The 20,068-nt window shown below is 64.3% G+C and carries 24 protein-coding genes; 1 reads left to right on the top strand and 23 read right to left on the bottom strand.

Going from position 1 to position 20,068, the window contains the following annotated elements:
• Positions 1–5: 5 nt before the first annotated feature.
• From ureC to FQV27_RS13245, 23 genes are all read right to left on the bottom strand, one after another.
• Entirely contained in the window at positions 6–1,709 is a 1,704-nt protein-coding gene (gene ureC, locus FQV27_RS13355) for an urease subunit alpha (protein ID WP_147099348.1), read from the bottom strand.
• Entirely contained in the window at positions 1,709–2,014 is a 306-nt protein-coding gene (locus FQV27_RS13350; RefSeq protein WP_147099347.1) for an urease subunit beta, read from the bottom strand. The genes ureC and FQV27_RS13350 overlap by 1 nt, the downstream gene beginning before the upstream one ends.
• Position 2,015: 1 nt before the next feature.
• A complete protein-coding gene (locus tag FQV27_RS13345) occupies positions 2,016–2,567 on the bottom strand; it encodes a HupE/UreJ family protein (RefSeq protein WP_147099345.1) in 552 nt (183 codons plus the stop codon).
• A gap of 8 nt (positions 2,568–2,575) precedes the next feature.
• Positions 2,576–2,878 (bottom strand): urease subunit gamma, encoded by a 303-nt coding sequence (locus FQV27_RS13340; protein ID WP_147099342.1) that lies wholly within the window; start codon positions 2,876–2,878, stop codon positions 2,576–2,578.
• Positions 2,879–2,887: 9 nt separating this feature from the next.
• Positions 2,888–3,691 carry an urease accessory protein UreD gene (locus tag FQV27_RS13335; RefSeq protein WP_147099340.1) on the bottom strand — a complete coding sequence of 268 codons (804 nt, stop codon included), beginning with the start codon at positions 3,689–3,691 and terminating at the stop codon, positions 2,888–2,890.
• A 150-nt stretch (positions 3,692–3,841) separates the two neighbouring features.
• The gene (locus tag FQV27_RS13330; RefSeq protein ID WP_147099338.1) at positions 3,842–4,510 is read right to left on the bottom strand and encodes a DUF2848 domain-containing protein; all 669 of its coding nucleotides are present in this window, start codon (positions 4,508–4,510) and stop codon (positions 3,842–3,844) included.
• Positions 4,511–4,525: 15 nt separating this feature from the next.
• Positions 4,526–5,809, bottom strand: coding sequence for a TRAP transporter large permease (locus tag FQV27_RS13325; protein WP_147099336.1), 1,284 nt, complete (start codon positions 5,807–5,809; stop codon positions 4,526–4,528).
• Positions 5,806–6,351, bottom strand: a complete 546-nt coding sequence (locus FQV27_RS13320) for a TRAP transporter small permease subunit (RefSeq protein WP_147099334.1) — start codon at positions 6,349–6,351, stop codon at positions 5,806–5,808. Before FQV27_RS13320 ends, FQV27_RS13325 begins: the two co-directional genes overlap by 4 nt.
• Before the next feature lie 26 nt (positions 6,352–6,377).
• Positions 6,378–7,412, bottom strand: a complete 1,035-nt coding sequence (locus FQV27_RS13315) for a TRAP transporter substrate-binding protein (RefSeq protein WP_147099332.1) — start codon at positions 7,410–7,412, stop codon at positions 6,378–6,380.
• An 18-nt stretch (positions 7,413–7,430) separates the two neighbouring features.
• Entirely contained in the window at positions 7,431–8,255 is an 825-nt protein-coding gene (locus tag FQV27_RS13310; RefSeq protein WP_246133104.1) for a putative hydro-lyase, read from the bottom strand.
• Between the two features lie 91 nt (positions 8,256–8,346).
• Positions 8,347–9,228, bottom strand: coding sequence for a LysR family transcriptional regulator (locus FQV27_RS13305; protein WP_147099330.1), 882 nt, complete (start codon positions 9,226–9,228; stop codon positions 8,347–8,349).
• A 51-nt stretch (positions 9,229–9,279) separates the two neighbouring features.
• Positions 9,280–10,623 (bottom strand): alpha,alpha-trehalose-phosphate synthase (UDP-forming), encoded by a 1,344-nt coding sequence (locus tag FQV27_RS13300; RefSeq protein ID WP_147099328.1) that lies wholly within the window; start codon positions 10,621–10,623, stop codon positions 9,280–9,282.
• A gap of 12 nt (positions 10,624–10,635) precedes the next feature.
• On the bottom strand, positions 10,636–11,358 hold the full coding sequence (otsB, locus tag FQV27_RS13295) for a trehalose-phosphatase (protein ID WP_147099326.1): 723 nt from the start codon (positions 11,356–11,358) through the stop codon (positions 10,636–10,638).
• Between the two features lie 93 nt (positions 11,359–11,451).
• Entirely contained in the window at positions 11,452–11,739 is a 288-nt protein-coding gene (locus tag FQV27_RS13290; RefSeq protein ID WP_147099324.1) for a DUF1330 domain-containing protein, read from the bottom strand.
• Between the two features lie 49 nt (positions 11,740–11,788).
• Positions 11,789–12,772 (bottom strand): ABC transporter substrate-binding protein, encoded by a 984-nt coding sequence (locus FQV27_RS13285; RefSeq protein ID WP_147099322.1) that lies wholly within the window; start codon positions 12,770–12,772, stop codon positions 11,789–11,791.
• Between the two features lie 35 nt (positions 12,773–12,807).
• The gene (locus FQV27_RS13280; RefSeq protein ID WP_377768729.1) at positions 12,808–13,644 is read right to left on the bottom strand and encodes an ABC transporter permease; all 837 of its coding nucleotides are present in this window, start codon (positions 13,642–13,644) and stop codon (positions 12,808–12,810) included.
• Positions 13,641–14,504: an ABC transporter permease gene (locus tag FQV27_RS13275; protein WP_147099319.1), complete on the bottom strand. Its 864-nt coding sequence runs from the start codon at positions 14,502–14,504 to the stop codon at positions 13,641–13,643. Before FQV27_RS13275 ends, FQV27_RS13280 begins: the two co-directional genes overlap by 4 nt.
• Positions 14,501–14,965 (bottom strand): GNAT family N-acetyltransferase, encoded by a 465-nt coding sequence (locus FQV27_RS13270; RefSeq protein ID WP_147099317.1) that lies wholly within the window; start codon positions 14,963–14,965, stop codon positions 14,501–14,503. The genes FQV27_RS13275 and FQV27_RS13270 overlap by 4 nt, the downstream gene beginning before the upstream one ends.
• 87 nt (positions 14,966–15,052) lie before the next feature.
• A complete protein-coding gene (locus FQV27_RS13265; RefSeq protein ID WP_147099314.1) occupies positions 15,053–15,841 on the bottom strand; it encodes an ABC transporter ATP-binding protein in 789 nt (262 codons plus the stop codon).
• A complete protein-coding gene (locus tag FQV27_RS13260) occupies positions 15,838–16,260 on the bottom strand; it encodes a VOC family protein (RefSeq protein WP_377768730.1) in 423 nt (140 codons plus the stop codon). The genes FQV27_RS13265 and FQV27_RS13260 overlap by 4 nt, the downstream gene beginning before the upstream one ends.
• Complete coding sequence (gene hydA / locus FQV27_RS13255) at positions 16,260–17,711, bottom strand: dihydropyrimidinase (protein ID WP_147099312.1); 1,452 nt, start codon at positions 17,709–17,711, stop codon at positions 16,260–16,262. Before hydA ends, FQV27_RS13260 begins: the two co-directional genes overlap by 1 nt.
• A 22-nt stretch (positions 17,712–17,733) precedes the next feature.
• Complete coding sequence (locus tag FQV27_RS13250) at positions 17,734–18,105, bottom strand: hypothetical protein (protein ID WP_147099310.1); 372 nt, start codon at positions 18,103–18,105, stop codon at positions 17,734–17,736.
• Positions 18,102–19,346: a Zn-dependent hydrolase gene (locus FQV27_RS13245; protein ID WP_147099309.1), complete on the bottom strand. Its 1,245-nt coding sequence runs from the start codon at positions 19,344–19,346 to the stop codon at positions 18,102–18,104. Before FQV27_RS13245 ends, FQV27_RS13250 begins: the two co-directional genes overlap by 4 nt.
• Positions 19,347–19,442: 96 nt before the next feature.
• On the opposite strand from FQV27_RS13245, the gene FQV27_RS13240 reads away from it, so the two are divergent.
• Positions 19,443–20,054, top strand: coding sequence for a TetR family transcriptional regulator C-terminal domain-containing protein (locus tag FQV27_RS13240; protein WP_147099307.1), 612 nt, complete (start codon positions 19,443–19,445; stop codon positions 20,052–20,054).
• Positions 20,055–20,068 lie beyond the last annotated feature (14 nt).

Genomic DNA, 20,068 nt, shown 5'->3' with positions numbered 1-20,068 from the left:
CCCTTTCAATACAGGAAATAGCGTTGCGCGAGCGGCAATTCCGTTGCCGGCTCGCAAGTCAGGATCTGCCCGTCTGCGCGGACCTCATAGGTTTCGGGATCAACCTCGATTTCGGGCGTGGCGTCGTTCAGGCGCATGTCGCGCTTGCCGATGCCGCGTGTGCCTTCGACGGCGACCGCCTGCTTCATCAGCCCGTCGGCCGCACCAGCCTCGACCCCTGCCTTTGACACGAAATGCACCGCCGCCTGCCCGACCGCGCGGCCCAGCGCGCCGAACATCGGGCGCGAATACATCGGCTGCGGCGTCGGGATGGAGGCATTGGGATCGCCCATCTGCGCCATGACGATCTGCCCGCCGATCAGGCTCATCTCGGGTTTGGCACCGAAGAAGGCAGGCGACCACATGACCAGATCGGCGCGCTTGCCAACCTCGACGCTGCCGACATGGGCGCTGATCCCATGCGCCACAGCGGGGTTGATGGTGTATTTCGCGACATAGCGGCGGGCGCGCAGGTTGTCGTTTTCCCCCGCCTCACCGTCCAGCCGCCCGCGCTGCATCTTCATCTTGTGGGCGGTCTGCCATGTCCGCGTAATAACCTCGCCCACCCGTCCCATGGCCTGACTGTCCGAGCTGATGATGCTGAACGCGCCCAGATCGTGCAGAATGTCTTCGGCGGCAATCGTCTCTCGCCTGATGCGGGATTCGGCGAATGCAACATCTTCCGGGATCGCCCGGTCAAGGTGATGGCACACCATCAGCATATCCAGATGCTCTTCGATGGTATTCACCGTATAGGGCCGCGTCGGGTTGGTGGATGACGGGATGACATTCTGCGTCCCCACCACACGGATGATGTCCGGCGCATGGCCGCCACCCGCGCCTTCGGTGTGATAGGCATGGATGGTGCGCCCGGCGATGGCTTTCAGCGTGTTTTCGACAAAGCCGGATTCGTTCAGCGTATCGGTGTGGATCATGACCTGAATGTCATGCTCCTCGGCCACGGTCAGGCAGCAGTCGATGGCGGCGGGCGTGGCGCCCCAATCCTCGTGCAGTTTCAGCGCGCAGGCGCCGGCGCGGATCTGTTCCAGAAGCGCCTCGGGGCGGGACGCATTGCCCTTCCCGGCGAGGCCGATATTCATCGGCAATCCGTCGGCGGCTTCCAGCATCCGCCGGATATGCCACGGCCCCGGCGTGCAGGTGGTGGCGAGCGTGCCATGCGCAGGCCCCGTGCCGCCGCCGATCATCGTGGTGATGCCGGAATGCAGCGCGTCGTCCACCTGCTGGGGGCAGATGAAATGGATATGGCAGTCGATGCCGCCAGCGGTGATGATCCGGCCCTCGGCCGCGATGATTTCCGTCCCCGGCCCGATGATGATGTCAACGCCCGGCTGCGTGTCGGGATTGCCGGCCTTGCCGATGGCGGCGATGCGACCGTCGCGAAGCCCGATATCCGCCTTGTAAATGCCCGAATGGTCGAGGATCAGCGCATTGGTCAGCACCGTATCCATCGCCCCGCCTTCGCGCGTGATCTGGCTTTGCCCCATCCCGTCGCGAATGACCTTACCACCGCCGAATTTGACCTCCTCGCCATAGACGGTCAGGTCACGCTCGACCTCGATAATCAGGTCGGTATCGCCAAGGCGGACGCGGTCGCCGGTCGTGGGACCGAACATATCGGCATAGGCGGCGCGAGAGATTGAAGCAGGCATTACAGCGCCCCCATGACGTGTTGGTTGAACCCCCAGACCTGCCGGTCGCCCGCGAAGGGAATCAGCCGCACCTCGCGCCGCTGACCCGGCTCGAACCGGATCGCGGTGCCTGCGGCGATGTCCAGACGCATGCCCCGCGCGGCATCGCGGTCGAAATCGAGGCCCGGATTGGTTTCGGCGAAGTGATAGTGGCTGCCCACCTGCACCGGGCGGTCGCCTGTGTTGGCGACCATCAGGGTGGTCGCCTGCCGCCCCTCGTTCAGGGTGATGCTGCCCTCTGCGGGGATGATCTCACCGGGGATCATGTCAGCCCGCCACGGCAAGGGTCACGCCCGCGAGCGCCGCTGCGAAACCCGCCAGACGGATCGCCACCGCCGGAATTGCTTTTCCCGCCACAATGCCCAGCCCGTGCAGCAGTGCCGTCGCCACCGCGAAGCCCGTCGCATAAACCGCCAGACCACTGGCAGGGCCTTCCGCGCCATGCGCCCAGCCATGCGCCGCACCGAAGAACGCCGTGCCAGCCAGCGTCAGCCACATCGGCAATTTCACCGCCATCGCCACAAGCGCGCCGAGGATGATGCAGGATGCAAGGATCGTCGGCTCGACCGCCGGGAAAGGCATTCCGCCAGCACCCAGCGCACCACCAACCAGCATCGCGGCCACGAAGGTCAAAGGCAGCGCCCAGACGCCGCGACCCCCGACCTGCATGGCCAGCAGGCCAAGGGCGACCATGGCCAGCATGTGATCCGCACCACTGAACGGGTGGCCAAAGCCGCTGTGGAAGCTGCCGACCTCGTGCCCGGCATGGGCAAGTGCGGCAGTGGGCATCAGGGCAAGAAGGCAAAAGGTCTTTTTCATCGGTCTTCCTAACGGATCGGGTGGTGGACGGTGACGAGCTTCGTGCCGTCGGGAAATGTGGCTTCGACCTGCACGGTCTCGATCATGGACGGCACGCCATCCATGCACTGATCGGCGGAGATGACGCTGGCACCCGCCGACATCAGGTCGGACACGCTGCGCCCGTCGCGCGCGCCTTCGACGACGTAATCGGTAATCAGCGCGATTGCCTCGGGGTGGTTCAGCTTGACGCCGCGTTCCAGCCGTCCGCGCGCGACCATCGCAGCAAGGCTGACCAGCAGCTTGTCCTTCTCGCGGGGGGTCAGGTTCATTCGTAACTCCTAAGACTGCCAGACGCGCGGCAGCCCGCCCGGTCGCAAGATCTGTATCAGCCGCGCCATCTGCTGGCGCAGCGGCCAGGCATCCGCGGCAAGCGCGCGCAGGATCAGCCGCCCCGGCATGGCCGAGGCCGCAATTTCGACGCCCGGCTCGACCTCGGCGGCGCGCATATCACCCAGCCTGTCCTCCGCAGCGGGCGCGGACAGGATCAACACCGCAAAGGCGCGCGCGCCGTTCAGAAGCGCCGGGCCGGCGGCACGGCTTAGTGCGGCGCTGTCCAGCCGGAAGGGGTCGAGCAGTTCCAGACGCCCGTCCCGGCGGATGCGGCGCGTGTCACGAAAGCAGGCCCGCGCGACCGTCTCGCCCATCGCGGCGCGCCCGAGAACGACCGTCTCGACCCCAAGGAAAGCTGCGTCACCTTCCAGATCCACCTCGGTTTCGCGCGACAAAGCAGAGCCGTCGAACAGGATCGTTTCCTGCGGCAACCAATCAAGCGCGCCGCCCGCGCCGACCCGCAGCCTGACCCCGGCCCGCGCCGTGCCGCCTTCGGCGCGATAAGCGCGCTCTGCTGTCTGGGTTGTGGCGGTGGCGCGGGTGCCGGGAGCCAGATCAATCTCGTAATCCAGCCGGTCGCCTGCGGTCAGCCCGCCAGAGGTATTCAGGAACACGATTTCCGGCACTGCCCCGTGGGTCCGGGGCAGCATGGCCTTGGCGCTGCCGGATTGCGACAATCCGGTCAGTCTTGCGCGATCCACGGCGACGCACGCCGCGCCAGCGCTGCGTTGCATGTCCACGGCGTCAAGCATGGCCCGACCCTAGAACTGCGCCCGCCGCAATGTGAGGCGGGGCGGGCAAATATTGTGCAGTTCCGGCCGGTGGAATGCCCGTCCTGCACCGAAACACGACAGGCTGCCGAAATCATGGGCATTCTGAAAACGCCGGTTATGCGGCGGCGATCAGGCGATGACGGGCAGCGCGACGGTTTCGTATTCGTGGGTGATCTCTCGTCCCAGAACAGAATCGCTCAGCCGCATGCGGAAACGCGCCGCAGGCCGCACCCCGCCCTTCGCGCCGAACGTGCCGCACATCATCGCGGCAGGCGCCCCGGACGACAGCTGCCCCAGATCAGAGCCGTCGATCAGATCGGCCAGCGGACGTATCGCCGCCAGCGTGCCATCCTGATAAGGCACCCAGACGCCGCCTTCCTCGATCCAGCTTTCAAGGCGCAGGTCGTCAAGCCGGTCGGCGACCGTCTCCCATTGCCACAGCGCGGGCGCACAGGGTTTTGCGCAGACCTGTTTCGACGCCGCGACCGAATACGCCTCCAGCTCCCGGTCGGTATGGTCCGAACCCAGACCAAGCCAGCGCTGACCGCTCGCCTGCAGGATCATCGGCTCGACCTCGCCCGAGGTCGCGGTGCCCACCACCTCGATCCTTGATGCGGTCGTCAGCAAGGCTGCGGACACGCGGTAAAACAGCGGCGTCGCCGAGGGCGGCGTGACGCCAAGCGCTGCCAGCTCGTCTATATGGTGGCGGATCGCGGCCTCATCCCGGCCCGTCCAGCCCGCGATGACAAGGTTTTCCGGCACCAGTTCAACGGGCGCGTCATCGACCGTAAAACGCATCTTGCTATTCCTTCTTCAAAGCTTCGAGGGCAGCCACAGCGCCAGCCCCGGCACGGCGATCAGCAGCGCGATCATGCAGATCATGACCAGAACATAGGGAATCGCGCCCATGATGACCTCGCTGATAGATCCGGATTTGCGCGCGCCCTGCACCACGAACAGGTTCAGTCCGACCGGCGGCGTTATCAGCGCCATTTCGATCAGCACGATCATCAGGACGCCGAACCAGATCTTGTCATAGCCAAGCCCGGCCATGATCGGCACGATAATGGGGATGGTCGCGACCATCAGCGACAGCGTTTCGATAAAGAAGCCCAGCACCAGATACAGCGCGACAACCAGCAGAAGCGTGCCGAAAGGCGACAGACCCGACCCCTCGATCAGCTCGGTCAACTGCCGGCCCAGGCCCGCCGAGGTCATCGCGAAATTCAGAAACGATGCCCCGGCGACGACCAGCATGATCATTGCCGAAATGCGGATCGTGCCGTGCAGGGCCTCGGACAGTGCCTTCGGGCCAAGCCCGTCGCCCAGCAGGACCGCGATCAGCCCGGCCATGACGACGCCGATCGCCGCTGATTCCGTCGGCGTCGCCCACCCCGCATAGATCGAGCCGATGACGACCATGAACAGCAGCACGATCGGCAGAAGCTGGGTCAGACTGCGCGCACGCTCTGCCCAGCTGAAGCCGCGCGAGGGACCGCCAAGTGCGGGGCGCAGCCAGCAGATCACCGCCGTCACGGCGACAAAGGCAAGCGCCATCAGCAGCCCCGGCACCAGCCCGGCCGAGAAAAGGCGCGGAATCGATGTCTCGGTCAGGAAGCCGTAAACGATCAGGTTGATCGAGGGCGGGATCAGGATGCCAAGCGTGCCACCCGCCGCAATGGCGCCCGAAAACAGGCGCGGATCGTAATTCAGCCGCTCTGCCTGCGGCATGGCGACAGTGGCGACGGTCGCCGCCGTTGCGACCGATGACCCCGACGTCGCCGAAAACATCGTCGCGGTCGCGATATTTGCGTGAACCAGCCCGCCCGGCATCCATGACAGCCATTTGTCGAGCGCCGCATAGGTGCGTTCGGCCACGCCGCCGCGCACGAGGATTTCGCCGAGCAGCACGAAAAGTGGTATGGCGATCAGGGTCGAGGAATTGGACGACGACCAGACCACCTGCCCCAGCCCGCGCAGAAGCGGGAAGGCCGAATAGAACTCTCCGACGCCGATCCCAAGGATGAACAGCACGATCCCGACCGGGATCGACAGGGCCATCAGGCCCAGAAGCGATATGGCGACGGTCCAGATCATTCCCCGACCTCCGATCCGATGCCAAGCGTCGCTTCGAAATCCGCATGTTTCCCGCGCAGCAGATAGGCCACACCGATCAGGCTCAACGCCGTTGCGGTCAGCGCGAACCACAGCCAGCCGGCGAACCAGATGCCCTGCGGGATCCAAAGCGGGGTTTCCAGCGGCGTATTCGCACGCGATCCGCGTTCCAGCGTCTTTTGCAACACCGGCCAGCAATACCACGCGATCAGCACCACGACGCCATTCGTGACGATCATCGCGAACAGATCCATCGCCGCACGGCCCGGCCCGGCCAGCATCTGCCGGATCACGTCGATGCGGACATGCGCGCGCTCGATCAGCGCGCATGCCAGCCCCCAGCTTGCGACCGCCGCCATGACATAGCCCGAAATCTCGTCAGAGCCGCCAAGCGAGCCCCAGCCGAATTTCCGCATCACGACATCGCCAAGGATAAAGGCCACCGTCAGCAGAAGCGCGATGCCAAGCAGCAGCGCAACGACGCGGTTGATCCGTCCCAGCCAGTCCTGAATCCGTTCTGTCATGGCAGCAGCCCCGTTTCTGGTTCAGCTTATTCGATGGTGACGCCAGCGGCCTTGCCGACGCTGTCATTCCAGCGCGTCACCCAGTCCGCACCGGCGCGGCCCGCCCAGTCGGGCAACACTTCTTCGGTCAGGATCTTGCGCGCGGCGTCGTTATCCTCGGCTGACGGCTCGACCAGCGTCATCGACGCGGCCTCGCCTGCGGGGCATTCGCCATTGCCGGTCAGGCAGGCAATATCGGTCGCAAGCCCGCCCTCGGCCGCATCCCAGGCCGGGACTTCCAGCCCCTCGACAACGGCGTTTGTCAGCGTCTGCTGCTGCTCGGCGCTCAGCCCGTCATAGCGATCGCCGTTCATCGCGATCACAACCGGGTCCCAGCCACCCAGCGGGATCGTCATCAGCGTGTCCGAGACTTCCCACCAGCCGGCGGAATAGCCCGACCCGGCCCCCGTCACCGCGCAGTCGATCACCCCGCGTTCCAGCGAACCGGGGACTTCGGAGAACGCGATATTGATGCCCTCGGCGCCAAGCGCCTCAAGGAATTTCGTGGTCATCCGGCCAGAGCCGCGGACCTTCTTGCCTGCCAGATCCGCCAGCGATCCGACCTCGCCCCGGCAGAACACGACTTGGGGCGGATAAGGCGCGATGCCCAGCACCTGCGCGCCGAAACGCTCGCGCATGATGTCGCTGACCATCGGGCGCGCTGCCTCGACGATCTTGCGGGCATCGGCGGCGCTGGTGGCCAGCAGCGGCACATCAAGCCCCTCCAGTTCGGGCGCATCGCCGACGGTGTAATCGGCCACGGTCGCGCCGATATCGAACACCCCGTCGCCAAGCATGCGGAACACATCCGCACCGGCAATGCCCATCTGGTCGAAGCTGGTCAGTTGCGCGGTGAACTCTCCGCCCGTCATCTCGGGCAGCTTCTCGGTCCAGAACGGCGTCTCGTAATCCTGATAAAGCGGCAGGTTGGACCAGCTTCCGACGACCGCGAGGTCCTCGGAAAACGCGGGCATGCCGGTCAGCGCGGTGCCTGTGGCAAGAACGATTGCGAGCGTCTTCATTGTTTTCTCTCCTGTTGGTTATGTGATTGTCGGGCGGATGCCGGTCAGAATGGCCTCTGCCCGGTCGGCGGGAATGTCGGTGACAAGCATATGTCCGGGCGCATGGGTGATCGCGATGTCGGGCCGCGCCTCGACGATGGCGGCCTGCGGGGTGACACCGCAGGCCCAGAAAACCGGAATGTCGCCGTCGCGAATATCGGGCGGGTCGCCGTAATCGGGCGCTGCCAGATCGGCGATGCCGATCAGGGCCGGATCGCCAAGGTGAACCGGCGCGCCGTGGGCAAGCGGATAGCGCGCGCAGATCTGCACGGCCTCGATCGCGTCGGCGGCGGGCATGGCGCGCATCGACACCACAAGCGGTCCGGAAAAGCGGCCCGCCGGGCGCGTTGGGATATTCGTGCGATACATCGCAACATTGCGCCCCGCGTCCTGATGGCGCACGGGAATGCCCGCATCACTCAGCGCGGCCTCGAAACTGAACGAACAACCAAGCGCGAACGACACCATATCATCCCGCCACAGATCGGCGATATCCGTGCGCCTTTCGGCGAGTTCGCCGGTTTTCCAGACGTGATAGCGCGGCAGATCATGGCGCAGGTCGATCCCCTCGCCCAGTGCCGGCAGCGACGGATCGCCCGGCGCACCGACGGCCAGCAACGGGCATGGGCGGGGATTGGCCTGACAATAGCGCAGGAAATCGGCGGCATCGGCCGCGCCAAGGATCACCAGATTGGCCTGAAGCGCATCGCCCCCGACGCCCGCTGTCGGCGCATCGAAGCGCCCGGCGCGAATTTCTGCGCGCAACCGGCGAGGGTCGGAAAGGTCCGCTTCGGCCATTGCCATCAATGCTTCTCCCTTGTCGGGATAAGGATTCCGCAGGACGACCGATTAGATCAATAGGCCAGTGTTACTCAGTATTGATCTTCTCAGGGCATCAGTCACGGCTGGCACGAACCGCTGCGGCGGCGACCTCTCGGCCTATTTCCTCATTTCTTTCAGGCATATAGCAGATCGCGAAATCCAGATCCTGCAGGCGCGCTTCGCGATGAACCTCTATCTGCCTCAGTCCGGTATCGGGCCATGCGCTGACAATATCATGCGGAATCGTCCCGATTCCGAAGCCCTGCCCGACCAGATGCAGCATCGTCGCCAAAGATGCCGAACCGTGGATCGCGACTGCCTGCCGACGACCGGGCGACAGCAGGTCAAGCACGCGACGATGCGGCAGCGTGTTCTTGGGGAAAGAGATGATTGGCAGCGCCGCCAGATCGTCCAGCCGCGCCGGGCGCGGCAAAGTGAAATGCGCGGGCGCGACATACCAGCCCAGCCCGACCGAGGGCAGCGGCGTGAAATCGACGCCGCGCGGCACCTGATCGCGCATCAGGATCGCAACATCCAGTTCGTCATTGCACAGCATCCGCGCAAGCTGGTCAGAGGTATCGACCGAAATTTCGAACCGCAGGCGGGGATGAAGGGCGCGAAGATCGGTCAGCATCGGGGGCAGCAGCGTATGGGTGATCGTCTCGGCCACGCCCAGCCTGACGACGCCCGCAACCACGTTCTGCGTCAGTTCGCCCAGAATGCGGTCGCGTTGGGCGACAAGCACCTCGGCTTCCTCCAGCAGCCGCCGTCCGATCGCCGTCAGCCGCACGCCCCTGCCGTCGCGTTCGAAAATCGCCACGCCCATGCGATCTTCCAGATGCCGGACCCGGCGCGAGATCGCCGATTGCGCGATCCCAAGCGCATCCGAGGCGGCGCGAAAGCCGCCCTGCCGCACGATGGCGCGAATAACCTCGATGTCGCGAAAGCCGAACATGGGGACAGGTTGCGGATGCCGGGCCGACGCCGTCAAGGCATGATTGCGCGATCAGCCGAGCGTCTGAAGATAGCGGTCAACCCACCAGCTGACATCGTGTTCGACGACATCCTGCAGCAATGCCGCGTGACGGCGGCGGCGTTCGTTCGGCGTCATCTCGATCGCGCGCTTCATCGCGGCGGCCATATCCCAGGGATCATGCGGGTTCACGATGACTGCCTCGGTCATGTCCTCGGCGGCACCGGCGAACCGCGACAGGATCAGCACGCCCGGATCGGCGACATCCTGTGCCGCGACATATTCCTTTGCGACCAGATTCATACCGTCAGCCAGCGGCGTGACCAGCCCGACATTGGCCTGCCGGTAAAGCCCGGCCAGCTCGTGGCGCGGAATCGGGCGGTGAATGAAGCGGATGGGCGTCCAGTTGACGGTGGCGAACTGGCCATTGATGCGTCCGGCCAGATGCTCTGTCTCCTCGCGGATGTTCTGATAGGCCTCGACCGATTCGCGCGTCGGCGGCGCGATCTGCAACAGCATGACCTTCTCGATCAGGTCAGGATTGTTTTCCAGCAGCAACTGGAAGGCCCGGAACCGCTGCGGGATGCCCTTGGAATAATCCAGCCGGTCCACGCCGATCATCATCTTGGAATCGGTCAGGCTGCGCATCCGGTCTTCTTCGCGCGCGCCCCGTGCCTCGTCGATGAAACCGGCGGCGTCGATTCCGATGGGAAAGGCCCCGGCGCGGGTTTCGCGCCCGCACAGGCGCAGGCGCTGATCGTCCAGCGGCTCGGCCTGCGAAAGCTGCCGCGCGCCTTCGATGAAATTGCGCAGATCGCGGCGCGCCTGAAACCCGATCAGGTCGTAATTCGAAAACCAGCCAAACATCTCGCCGGGATTGGGCAGCGCCGCACAGATCGCCGGGTCCGGGAACGGGATATGCAGAAAGAAGCCGATGCGGTTCGTCACGCCGCGTTCGCGCAACGCTGCCGCCAACGGAATAAGCTGGTAATCCTGAATCCAGATCCGGTCATCGGGCTTCAGGTGCGGCAGCAGCAGGTCCGCGATGCGATCATTGACGCGGCGATAGCCCTGAAGATATTCGGGCTTGATCTCGATCAGGTCGGCGCGCCCATGAAAGGCCGGCCACAGGACAGAGTTCGAAAAGCCAAGATAATAGCTTTCGTAATCCTCGGCCGTCAGATCGAAGGCCGCGCGGTCGAAGCGCGCGCCGTCATGGAATTCCAGGCTGTCCTGCGGCGCATCCGACGGCTCGCCGGAAAAGCCGACCCACAGCCCGCCGGAATCGCCAAGCGCGTCCTGCAACGCCACGACCAAGCCGCCCGAGGGATTGTCCCCCAGCGGCAACCGGTTCGAAACGGCGACGAGTCGATGCATGGCGCTACCCTGTCATTGCTGCAGCGCCCTGTCCAGCCAGCGCGCCAGCGCCGGCGGATCAGCCAGACGATAGCGCGCAACGCTGTCTCCCTCGCCGATCTTGATCGCGAAGCCGCCGCGATCCTGCGCCGCCGTCATCGCCGGCTCGTCCGTCAGATCGTCGCCCACATAAACCGGCACACGCCCCTGAAACGGGGCCGCACTCATCAGACGCCCAAGCGCGCCATCCTTTCCGGCATCCTCGGGCTGAAGCTCGACCGCCATTTTCGCGGGCTGCAACCGGGTGCCGGGAAACTGCGCCTCAAGCTCGCGCATGGCGGCATCGACAAACGCGGCAAGCGCCGGCTCGGCGCGGTAGTGCATGGCGACGCCCAGCGGCTTTTCCTCGACCAGAATAGTGCCATGCGCGGCGGCCAGATGATGCGCCGCCGCGTGAATGGCCGCGATGTCCAGTGCCGCGCCCGATGCCAGATCGACGCGGTCGCCATGCGCCATTTCGGCCCCGTGGCTGCCCGCGATCACCCCCGCAAAGCGCGGCAGATACCGCCGCAGATCGGCGACATGGCGGCCCGATACCAATGCCAGCGCCCCATCAAGCCGGTCGTGAAGCCGGTCCAGCCGATCCTGCAGCGCGGGGGGCACCTGTATCGCGTCCGGGCTGGCGGCGATCTCGACCAGAACCCCGTCGAAATCAAGGAAAAGCGCGGCTCGGTCAGGCAGGGCTGGCGGACGCATGGCGGTCTCCGGCTTGGGCTATCGGTGTTGATGCTTCCGAAACCCAACCCGCAACACGCCGAATGGTTCACGCCGCGCGGACGGCGGCGCGCCCTAGACGCCTTCGACGAAGGTGATCTGCGCCACGCTGCGGCCTTCGCGATGCTTGCGGGCGTTCTGATAGGTGTCCGAGTGATAGCAGGCGAGCGCGTCTTCCATGCTGTCGAATTCAATCACCACGTTGCGGGGATGGCCCTCGCCCTCCATCTGCTGGGCAGGGCCGCCACGCGCCAGCACCCGCGCGCCGAATTCGCGAAAGGCTTCGGACGCGCCTTCGGCATACAGCTTGTAAGGCTCGGGATCGGTGACGGTTACATGGGCGATCCAATAGGCTTTCGGCATGACACTCCTCCGGGAAAGGCGCCGGACCGTCGGGCCCGGCGCGAAGGCTTTACTGGGCAAGCGCCTTGTCGGTCACGACCGAACTCCACGCCCCTTCCGGTTCCTTCGAAATCACCGGATCGGACCCGCCCGCCATCAGGATCTTGACCGTGCGTTCGGCATCCGCCGGATCAAGCGCGCCGTTGGAACCGGCCGTCAGCTTCGCGACCTCGGCCATCATGCGCTTCTGATGTTCTTCGGTCTGGGCGCCCGTTTCGTCGTTTTCCAGAACGATTTCGGCGGCCTCGTCGGGGTGTTCCTCGGCGTATTTCCAGCCTTCCATGCTGGCCTTCACGAAGCGCGCCATCTTGTCGACAAAGGCCGGGTCGGACAGTTTGTCCTCCATGACGTAAAGCCCGTCTTCCAGCGTCGCCACGCCTTCATCTTCATATTTGAAGGTCAGCAATTCCTCGGGCGTCATGCCGGCATCAATCAGCTGCCAGTATTCGTTATAGGTCATGGTGCTGATGCATGCGGCCTGCTGCTGCAACAGCGGATCGACGTTGAAGCCCTGCTTCAGCACCTCGACCCCGTCCGCGCCGCCTTCGGTTGGCAGACCCAGCGTCCCCATCCAGCTGAGGAAGGGATATTCGTTCCCGCCGAACCAGACACCCAGCGTCTTGCCCTTGAAATCCGCAGGCGTCGCCACGCCGCTATCCTTGCGGCAGGTCAGCATCATCCCGGAACTTTTGAACGGCTGCGCGATATTCACCAGCGCCAGCCCCTTTTCCCGCGCCGCCAGCGCCGAGGGCATCCAGTCAACCATCACATCGGCCCCGCCGCCTGCCATGACCTGCGGCGGCGCAATATCCGGGCCGCCCGGCTTGATGGTGACATTCAGGTCCTCCGCCTCGTAAAACCCCTTGTCGAGCGCGACGTAATAGCCCGCGAACTGCGCCTGCGTGACCCATTTCAGTTGCAGCGTCACGTCATCGGCCGCGAATGCCGTGGCGGGCAGCAAGGCCGCCGCAAGGCCGGTCAGAAGGTATTTCATTTCTAGCTCCCTGTTTTGTGGGGTCGCTGCCCCGGTTATGTCCGCTGGCTTGGATGCCAGAAGGTCAGCCGCGCCTCGATCAGCGCGACGATGCCGTAAAAGGCCGATCCCGCCAGTGCGGCCACGACTATTTCAGCCCAGACCAGCGGCATGTCCAACTGTCCCACCGCGGTCGAAATGCGGAATCCCATGCCCCGCGTGGGACTGCCGAAAAACTCGGCAACGATAGCGCCGATCAGCGCCAGCGTGGTGGAAATTTTCAGCCCGTTGAAAATGAAGGGCAGTGCTGCGGGCAGGCGCAGCTTCCACAGCGACTGCCAGTAACCCGCGCTCCAAGTGGCGATCAGATCGCGTTGCAGGGCGTCGGTCGCGGCCAGCCCGGCGATGGTGTTCACAAGGATCGGGAAGAACACCATGACCACGACCACCGCCGCCTTGGACTGCCAGTCAAAGCCGAACCACATGACCAGAATGGGGGCGATGCCGACAATGGGCAGGGCCGCGACGAAATTCCCGATGGGCAGCAGGCCCCTTTGCAGGAAGGGGCTGCGGTCGATGGCAATGGCGGTGCCAATGGCCGCCGCAGCCCCGATCAGCCAGCCCGACAGCGCGCCTTTCAGGATGGTCTGAACAAAGTCGATCCAAAGCGTACGCGTATTGCTGGCAAAGCTTTCCGCGATCTGGCTGGGCGCGGGCAGGATGACGGCGGGCACATCGTAAGCGCGCACGATCATCTCCCACAGGATCAGGATGGATGCACCGAAGATCAGCGCCACCAGCACCCGCGTCAGCCGCGTATCGAACCGCGAAAGCCAGGCATTCAGCCCCCAGCTTCCCAGCCAGACCGCAAGGATAGGCAGCGCCGCCATCATCGCGCCAGCCCCATGCGTTTCAGCGTCAACCGCTCGATCCAGCCGATCATCAGCACCAGAAGGCCCGCAAGTGCTGCGGCGGTGAACAGCGCCGACCAGATCTGCACTGTCTGCCCGTAATAGCTGCCCGACAGCAGCCTTGCGCCCAGCCCCGCCGTGGCACCCGCCGGCAATTCACCCACGATTGCGCCCACAAGGCTGGCCGCAATCGCGACCTTCAGGCTCGCGAACAGATAGGGCATGGCCGATGGCAGCCGCAGCCGCCAGAAGACCTGACTCGCGGACGCATTCCACGACCGCATCAGGTCAAGCTGCATCGCATCGGGCGTGCGCAGCCCCTTCACCGTGCCGACCAGCACCGGAAAGAAGGACAGCCACGCGGAAATGATCGCCTTCGGCAGCAGCCCCGTCACCCCGACGCTGGCCATGACCACGATCACCATCGGCGCAATCGCAAGGATCGGCACCGTCTGGCTGGCCACCGCCCAAGGCATGACCGACTGGTCCATCGCCCGGCTATGCACGATCCCGACCGCCAGCAGGATGCCCGCCAGCGTCCCGATGGCAAACCCCGCCAGCGTCGCCGAAAGCGTCACCCAGCCATGCCAGACCAGACTGCGTTTCGAGGTGATCTTCTGCCCCGCAAGCCCGTCCCACAGCCCGACCGCAACCTGATGCGGCGCGGGCAGGACGGGGCGTTCTTGCGCCATGGTGTTGTTGAACAGCGCGGAAAATGTCGGCTCGATCCCTTCCCGCGCAAGCTGCTGCGTCGCCCAGTTCAGGTTCAGGAAATAGGCCGCGACATACCAGACAGCGATGATCGCCAGCAGAACCGTCAGCACGGGCAGAACGCGCTTCATGCGGCCTCTCCCCTACGCCAGCCCAGCCTGACATCGGGCAGGGTTTCTTCATTGTCGCCCGTCGTCCGTTCCAACTCGGCGAAACCCCGCCGGGTATAGAAGCGCCGCGCGCCCTCGTTCCGCTGAAAGGTCCACAGCCAAAGCCGCGCATGGCGGTCCTGCGCATCAAGCATCAGCGCGGTGCCTATGCCGCGCCCGCGCGGCCCGACGAACAGCGCGGTGATCTCCTCGGTCGGCTCGTCCACCGACAGATAGCCCGCGACCTCTCCACCCAATTCCGCGACCAGAATGCGGCGTTTGACGAAAGCCCCCTCGCGATAGTCCCGCGCCATCTCCCCGGTCGAGCGTGTTCGCGGCGGCATCCACTCGGTCGTGTCGATCCAATCGCTGTGAATGGCGGCACAAGCGTCCATATCCTCCAACCGGGCCGGACGGATCAGCGGGGCGGTCGCGCGCGTCATATCGCCCCCTTCGGCCGCAAGGCCGTGTATCTACGGATTATATACGGGTTATATACGCGTTCTATACGCCTTGCGCAGTGGGCCCGCTTAGTCATAGCTGTGCCCCTCTCGCAGCCCTTCGCGGACCTCATGGGCGATAGCGATGAACTCCTGCGAGTCGCGGATTTCCAGCGGTCGGACACGCGGAAGCGGGCTGTCGATCACCTTGGTAATCCGCCCCGGACGCGGCGACATGACCACGATCTTGGTCGAAAGATAGACGGCTTCGGGGATGGAATGTGTAACGAATCCAATGGTTTTCCCGGTCCGCGCCCACAGATCCAGCAGCGCCTCGTTCAGCCGGTCGCGCACGATTTCATCCAGCGCCCCAAAGGGTTCATCCATCAGCAGAATGTCGGCATCAAACGACAAGGCCCGCGCAATACTGGCCCTTTGCTGCATCCCCCCCGACAGTTGCCACGGATATTTCCCGCCAAAGCCGCCCAGATCGACAAGCTCCAGCACCCGCTGCACCCTCTCGGCCCGATCAGCCTTAGAAAACCCCATGATTTCAAGGGGAAGCGCGATATTCTGCGCAATCGTCCGCCACGGATAAAGCCCCGGCGCCTGAAAGACATACCCATAAGCCCGCGCCTTCCGCGCCTCATCCGGGGTCATCCCATTAACCGTCAGCCCCCCCCCGGTCGGCGTCTCCAACGCCGCAATCGTCCGCAAAAGCGTGGTCTTCCCGCAGCCCGAGGGCCCGATAAAACTGACGAAATCGCCTTGATTTATGGTCAAATCAACGCCCTTCAGCGCATGGACCGGGCCATCGGCGGTCTGGAAGGTCAGGTCAACTCCGCGCGCTTCGACGACGGGTCCGGCGGGGTCTGTCATTCAGGCATCTCCCACAGTTTGGGCGAGGCAAACTCCACGGAATTTCCAGCAGGATCACGGACATAGACCGAACGCGCTCCGTTCGGCCAGATAAAGTCGCTTTCAATCGCGACGCCTGACCCCTGCAGGCGCTCCACCCAATCATCTAGCGCAGCCATTGGTACCGAAAAGCACAGATGCCCCGCACCTTCAGCCCCATGCGGCGGCACCGGCAGCGCCGTATCTGGCGGCGGTGGCTCGCGCGTGGCCTCGGCGCGGAACACGAGAACCACGGTCTTTTCACAGCGGAAGAAGACATGCCGCCCCTCTCTGGCTGTCATGACCTCAAGCCCGACAACATCGGCGTAAAAACGACGCGCAGCCTCAAGATCATCCGCATAAAGCGCGGCTTCCAGAACGCCAAGCAGAGGCGGCATCATTACACCCCCGTCGCCGGTATCCCCGACCGTTCGACCGGTCTTGGCGCGCTGAGTTCCTTCCATTGCGACAAGGCGCGGTTCACGGTGCCACGTGGTTCGCGGGCGACGAATTCGCCGTGGCCCTCGCGGCTGTCCACCTTGCCTTCGGTCACAGCCACCACGCCGCGCGTCAAGGTATAGCGCGGCAGACCCTTCACTTTCTGCCCCTCGAACACATTGTAATCAATCGCGGATTGCTGGGTGTCTGCGCCGATGGTCTTTTCCGCCTCGGGGTCCCAGACGACCAGATCGGCGTCGCTGCCGACCAGAATCGCGCCCTTCTTCGGATACATGTTCAGGATCTTGGCGATATTGGTCGAGGTCACAGCGACGAATTCATTCGGCGTCAGCCGCCCGGTATTCACCCCATGCGTCCACAGCATCGGCATCCGGTCCTCTAGCCCCCCGGTGCCGTTCGGGATCTTGGTAAAATCGCCGACTCCGGTGCGCTTCTGCTCGGTCGTGAAGGCGCAGTGATCCGTCGCCACAACCGACAGACTGCCCGATTGCAGCCCCGCCCAAAGGCTGTCCTGATGCAGCTTGTTCCGGAACGGGGGCGACATGACGCGCCGCGCGGCATGGTCCCAATCCGGGTTGAAATATTCGCTTTCGTCCAGCGTCAGATGCTGAATCAGCGGCTCTCCCCAGACGCGCTTGCCCTGCTGGCGCGCGCGGCGGATCGCTTCATGACTGTCCTCGCAACTGGTATGGACGACATAAAGCGGCACCCCCGCCATATCGGCCACCATGATGGCGCGGTTGGTCGCCTCGCCTTCGACCTGCGGGGGGCGCGAATAAGCATGAGCCTCGGGCCCGGTATTGCCCTCGGCCAGCAGCCGGGCAGAGAGTTCCGCGACCACATCACCATTCTCGGCATGTACAAGCGCAATCCCGCCCAGATCGCCGACCCTGCGGAAGCTGGCGAACAACTCGTCATCATTCACCATCAGCGCGCCCTTATAGGCCATGAAATGCTTGAAGCTGGTGATGCCGCGCTTCACCACCTCTTCCATCTCATTGAAAACCTGCTCGCCCCACCAGGTGATCGCCATGTGATAGCTGTAATCGCAATGCGCGCGGCCCGACTTGTTGTCCCACATCTGCAGCGCATCCAGCAGCCCCTGACCGGGCGAGGGCAGCGCGAAATCCACTACCATCGTGGTCCCGCCCGCCAGCGCCGCACGGGTGCCGCTTTCGAAATCATCGGCGGAGTAGGTGCCCATGAAGGGCATTTCCAGATGCGTATGCGGGTCGATCCCGCCCGGCATGATGTAGCAGCCGGTGGCGTCGAGTTCTTTATCGCCGGAGAGGTTCTCGCCAATCGCCGCGATCTTGCCGCCCTCGATCAGCACATCGGCCCTATAGGTCAGATCGGCGGTGACGATGGTTCCGTTTTTGATGACTGTGGTCATGGAATTCCCCTGCATCCTTCGCTCAGTTCGGCGCTTCAATCAGCGGCAGCTTGTTATAGAAAGCCAGCACATGCCCCAGGACCAGCTCGGACGGTTCGGCCTGGCAGGCCGCCACCGTATCGGCGAATAGGGCAGAGGGTTGCGTCGCCAAGCCGGCCAGGTCGCGCATCGGCTGTTTGGTTGCTTGAGCGCGGACCATGTTCATCGCGGTAAAGTAGCCATAGGCCCAGCTGGCAATCTCCTTCTGGACTAGTGGATCATGGCGGCCTTCCCAAAAGGTGGCGCAATCAAGGGCGCCTATGCCCTTTGCTGATTCCTGCGCGTTGCATGGGCCCGCGAACGCCGCTATTGCGGCGCAAATTGCGGTCATCTTGTGCATCACCTTCACGGTCACCGTACCACCTCCGCCGCTTCGAGCACCGCGTGAAGCAGCACATCCGCCCCCGCACTCGCCCATTCCGGGCTGATCTCCTCGGCTTCGTTATGCGAAAGCCCGTCAACGCAGGGGCACATGATCATCACGGTCGGCGCGACGCGGTTGATCCAGCAGGCGTCGTGGCCCGCGCCAGAGACGATGTTCATGTGGGAATAGCCCAGATGCTCGGCGGCGCTCCGCACGACCTCGACCAGCCCCGGATCGAAGGTCACCGGGTCGAAATGGCCGACCGGCTCGATCTCGATCCCGAGACCGAGTTCCTCGGCGATCTTCGGGGCTTCCGCCTCGATCTCGGCGCGCATGGCGTTCAGCTTTTCCAGCTCCGGGGACCGGATGTCGATGGTAAACACAGCCTTGCCGGGGATCACGTTGCGGCTGTTCGGATAGACATTGGCCTGCCCAACCGCGCCCACCGCGTCAGGCTGGTGAGCCATCGCCACCCGATGCACCATTTCGATGATCCGCGCCATGCCAAGGCCCGCATTCACCCGCATGTTCATCGGCGTGCTGCCGGTATGCGCATCCTTTCCGGTCAGCGTGACCTGCAACCACCACAGGCCCTGCCCGTGGGTCACGACACCGATCTGCTTGTTCTCGGCTTCCAGAATTGGCCCCTGTTCGATGTGATATTCGAACATCGCATGCATGGGACGCCCGCCAACCGGATCGTCGCCGCGCCAGCCGATGCGGTCCAGCTCATCGCCGAACTTCTTGCCGTCCGCATCCTCGCGGCTATTGGCGAAATCCTCGTCATGGATGCCCGCATAGACGCCGCTTGCCAGCATTGCGGGCGCAAATCGCGTGCCTTCCTCATTCGTCCAGTTGGTGACGACGATGGGGCGGCGGGTTTTCAGGCCCATGTCGCGGATCGCCCGGATCACCTCCAGCCCCGAAAGCACGCCCAGCACGCCGTCATATTTGCCGCCCGTAGGCTGGGTATCCAGATGGCTGCCGATATAGACCGGGTCGGCGTCCGTGTCCGTGCCCTCATGACGCATGAACATATTGCCCATGCGATCGACGGACATGGTCATGCCCGCATCCTCGCACCAGCCTTGGAACAGGCGGCGACCTTCGGCATCGGCGTCGGTCAGGGTCTGGCGGTTATTGCCACCCGCGACGCCGGGGCCGATTTTCGCCATTTGCATCAGGCTGTCCCACAGCCGCGCGCCGTCGATCCGGATATTGTCGCCTTCCATCGCTTACCCCTGTCTTTCGTCAGGCAGCCAAGGCTTTGACCTTGCCCGCACATTCACGCTAACTGCGCCTGAATAGTTGTCAACATGCCCGGCCCGATGACCAAGCCCGCCCCGCAAACCCGCATCCGAAAGCGCAATACGCAGGCAATCCTTGCCGCCGCGCTGGATGTGTTTTCGGCCCATGGGTATCGCGGCGCGACGCTGGATCAGATTGCCGAGGCGGCGGCGCTGTCGAAGCCCAACCTGCTGTATTACTTCCCCTCGAAACAGGCGGTTTATCTGGCGCTTCTGGAACACGCGCTGGAGGATTGGTTGAAGCCCCTGCGCGCCATCGACCCGGACGGCGAGCCGGTCGAGGAGATGCTTGCCTATATCCGCGCCAAGCTGCGGATGAGCAAAAGCCACGCCCGCGAAAGCCGCCTGTTCGCCGGCGAGGTGCTGAGCGGTGCCACGCATATTGGCACGGTTCTGGGCGGTTCGTTGCGTGAACTGGTAGATGAAAAGGCGGCGCTGATTGGCGGATGGATGGACGAAGGGCGGCTGGCCCCGTCCGACCCGCATCACCTGATCTTCTCGATCTGGGCGTTGACGCAGCATTACGCCGATTTTGCACCGCAGGTACGCGCGGTTCTGGGCAAAAGGCGCGATCCGATCAGGGAAGGTCAGGAGTTCGCCGAGACGCTGTATCGGCGAATGCTGACCCCCTGATCGCGCCAGTCGCT

The sequence above is a fragment of the Paracoccus aurantiacus genome (genome assembly GCF_007993065.1).
In the GTDB taxonomy this organism is placed as follows: domain Bacteria; phylum Pseudomonadota; class Alphaproteobacteria; order Rhodobacterales; family Rhodobacteraceae; genus Paracoccus; species Paracoccus aurantiacus.
This window is presented reverse-complemented; position numbering and strand designations above follow the sequence as displayed.

Excerpts from the sequence above, each read along its gene's own strand:
- ureC (WP_147099348.1), bottom strand. The coding sequence starts at position 1,709 with ATGCCTGCTTCAATCTCTCGCGCCGCCTATGCCGATATGTTCGGTCCC.
- FQV27_RS13350 (WP_147099347.1), bottom strand. The coding sequence starts at position 2,014 with ATGATCCCCGGTGAGATCATCCCCGCAGAGGGCAGCATCACCCTGAAC.
- FQV27_RS13345 (WP_147099345.1), bottom strand. The coding sequence starts at position 2,567 with ATGAAAAAGACCTTTTGCCTTCTTGCCCTGATGCCCACTGCCGCACTT.
- FQV27_RS13340 (WP_147099342.1), bottom strand. The coding sequence starts at position 2,878 with ATGAACCTGACCCCCCGCGAGAAGGACAAGCTGCTGGTCAGCCTTGCT.
- FQV27_RS13335 (WP_147099340.1), bottom strand. The coding sequence starts at position 3,691 with ATGCTTGACGCCGTGGACATGCAACGCAGCGCTGGCGCGGCGTGCGTC.
- FQV27_RS13330 (WP_147099338.1), bottom strand. The coding sequence starts at position 4,510 with ATGCGTTTTACGGTCGATGACGCGCCCGTTGAACTGGTGCCGGAAAAC.
- FQV27_RS13325 (WP_147099336.1), bottom strand. The coding sequence starts at position 5,809 with ATGATCTGGACCGTCGCCATATCGCTTCTGGGCCTGATGGCCCTGTCG.
- FQV27_RS13320 (WP_147099334.1), bottom strand. The coding sequence starts at position 6,351 with ATGACAGAACGGATTCAGGACTGGCTGGGACGGATCAACCGCGTCGTT.
- FQV27_RS13315 (WP_147099332.1), bottom strand. The coding sequence starts at position 7,412 with ATGAAGACGCTCGCAATCGTTCTTGCCACAGGCACCGCGCTGACCGGC.
- FQV27_RS13310 (WP_246133104.1), bottom strand. The coding sequence starts at position 8,255 with ATGGCAATGGCCGAAGCGGACCTTTCCGACCCTCGCCGGTTGCGCGCA.
- FQV27_RS13305 (WP_147099330.1), bottom strand. The coding sequence starts at position 9,228 with ATGTTCGGCTTTCGCGACATCGAGGTTATTCGCGCCATCGTGCGGCAG.
- FQV27_RS13300 (WP_147099328.1), bottom strand. The coding sequence starts at position 10,623 with ATGCATCGACTCGTCGCCGTTTCGAACCGGTTGCCGCTGGGGGACAAT.
- otsB (WP_147099326.1), bottom strand. The coding sequence starts at position 11,358 with ATGCGTCCGCCAGCCCTGCCTGACCGAGCCGCGCTTTTCCTTGATTTC.
- FQV27_RS13290 (WP_147099324.1), bottom strand. The coding sequence starts at position 11,739 with ATGCCGAAAGCCTATTGGATCGCCCATGTAACCGTCACCGATCCCGAG.
- FQV27_RS13285 (WP_147099322.1), bottom strand. The coding sequence starts at position 12,772 with ATGAAATACCTTCTGACCGGCCTTGCGGCGGCCTTGCTGCCCGCCACG.
- FQV27_RS13280 (WP_377768729.1), bottom strand. The coding sequence starts at position 13,644 with ATGATGGCGGCGCTGCCTATCCTTGCGGTCTGGCTGGGAAGCTGGGGG.
- FQV27_RS13275 (WP_147099319.1), bottom strand. The coding sequence starts at position 14,504 with ATGAAGCGCGTTCTGCCCGTGCTGACGGTTCTGCTGGCGATCATCGCT.
- FQV27_RS13270 (WP_147099317.1), bottom strand. The coding sequence starts at position 14,965 with ATGACGCGCGCGACCGCCCCGCTGATCCGTCCGGCCCGGTTGGAGGAT.
- FQV27_RS13265 (WP_147099314.1), bottom strand. The coding sequence starts at position 15,841 with ATGACAGACCCCGCCGGACCCGTCGTCGAAGCGCGCGGAGTTGACCTG.
- FQV27_RS13260 (WP_377768730.1), bottom strand. The coding sequence starts at position 16,260 with ATGATGCCGCCTCTGCTTGGCGTTCTGGAAGCCGCGCTTTATGCGGAT.
- hydA (WP_147099312.1), bottom strand. The coding sequence starts at position 17,711 with ATGACCACAGTCATCAAAAACGGAACCATCGTCACCGCCGATCTGACC.
- FQV27_RS13245 (WP_147099309.1), bottom strand. The coding sequence starts at position 19,346 with ATGGAAGGCGACAATATCCGGATCGACGGCGCGCGGCTGTGGGACAGC.
- FQV27_RS13240 (WP_147099307.1), top strand. The coding sequence starts at position 19,443 with ATGACCAAGCCCGCCCCGCAAACCCGCATCCGAAAGCGCAATACGCAG.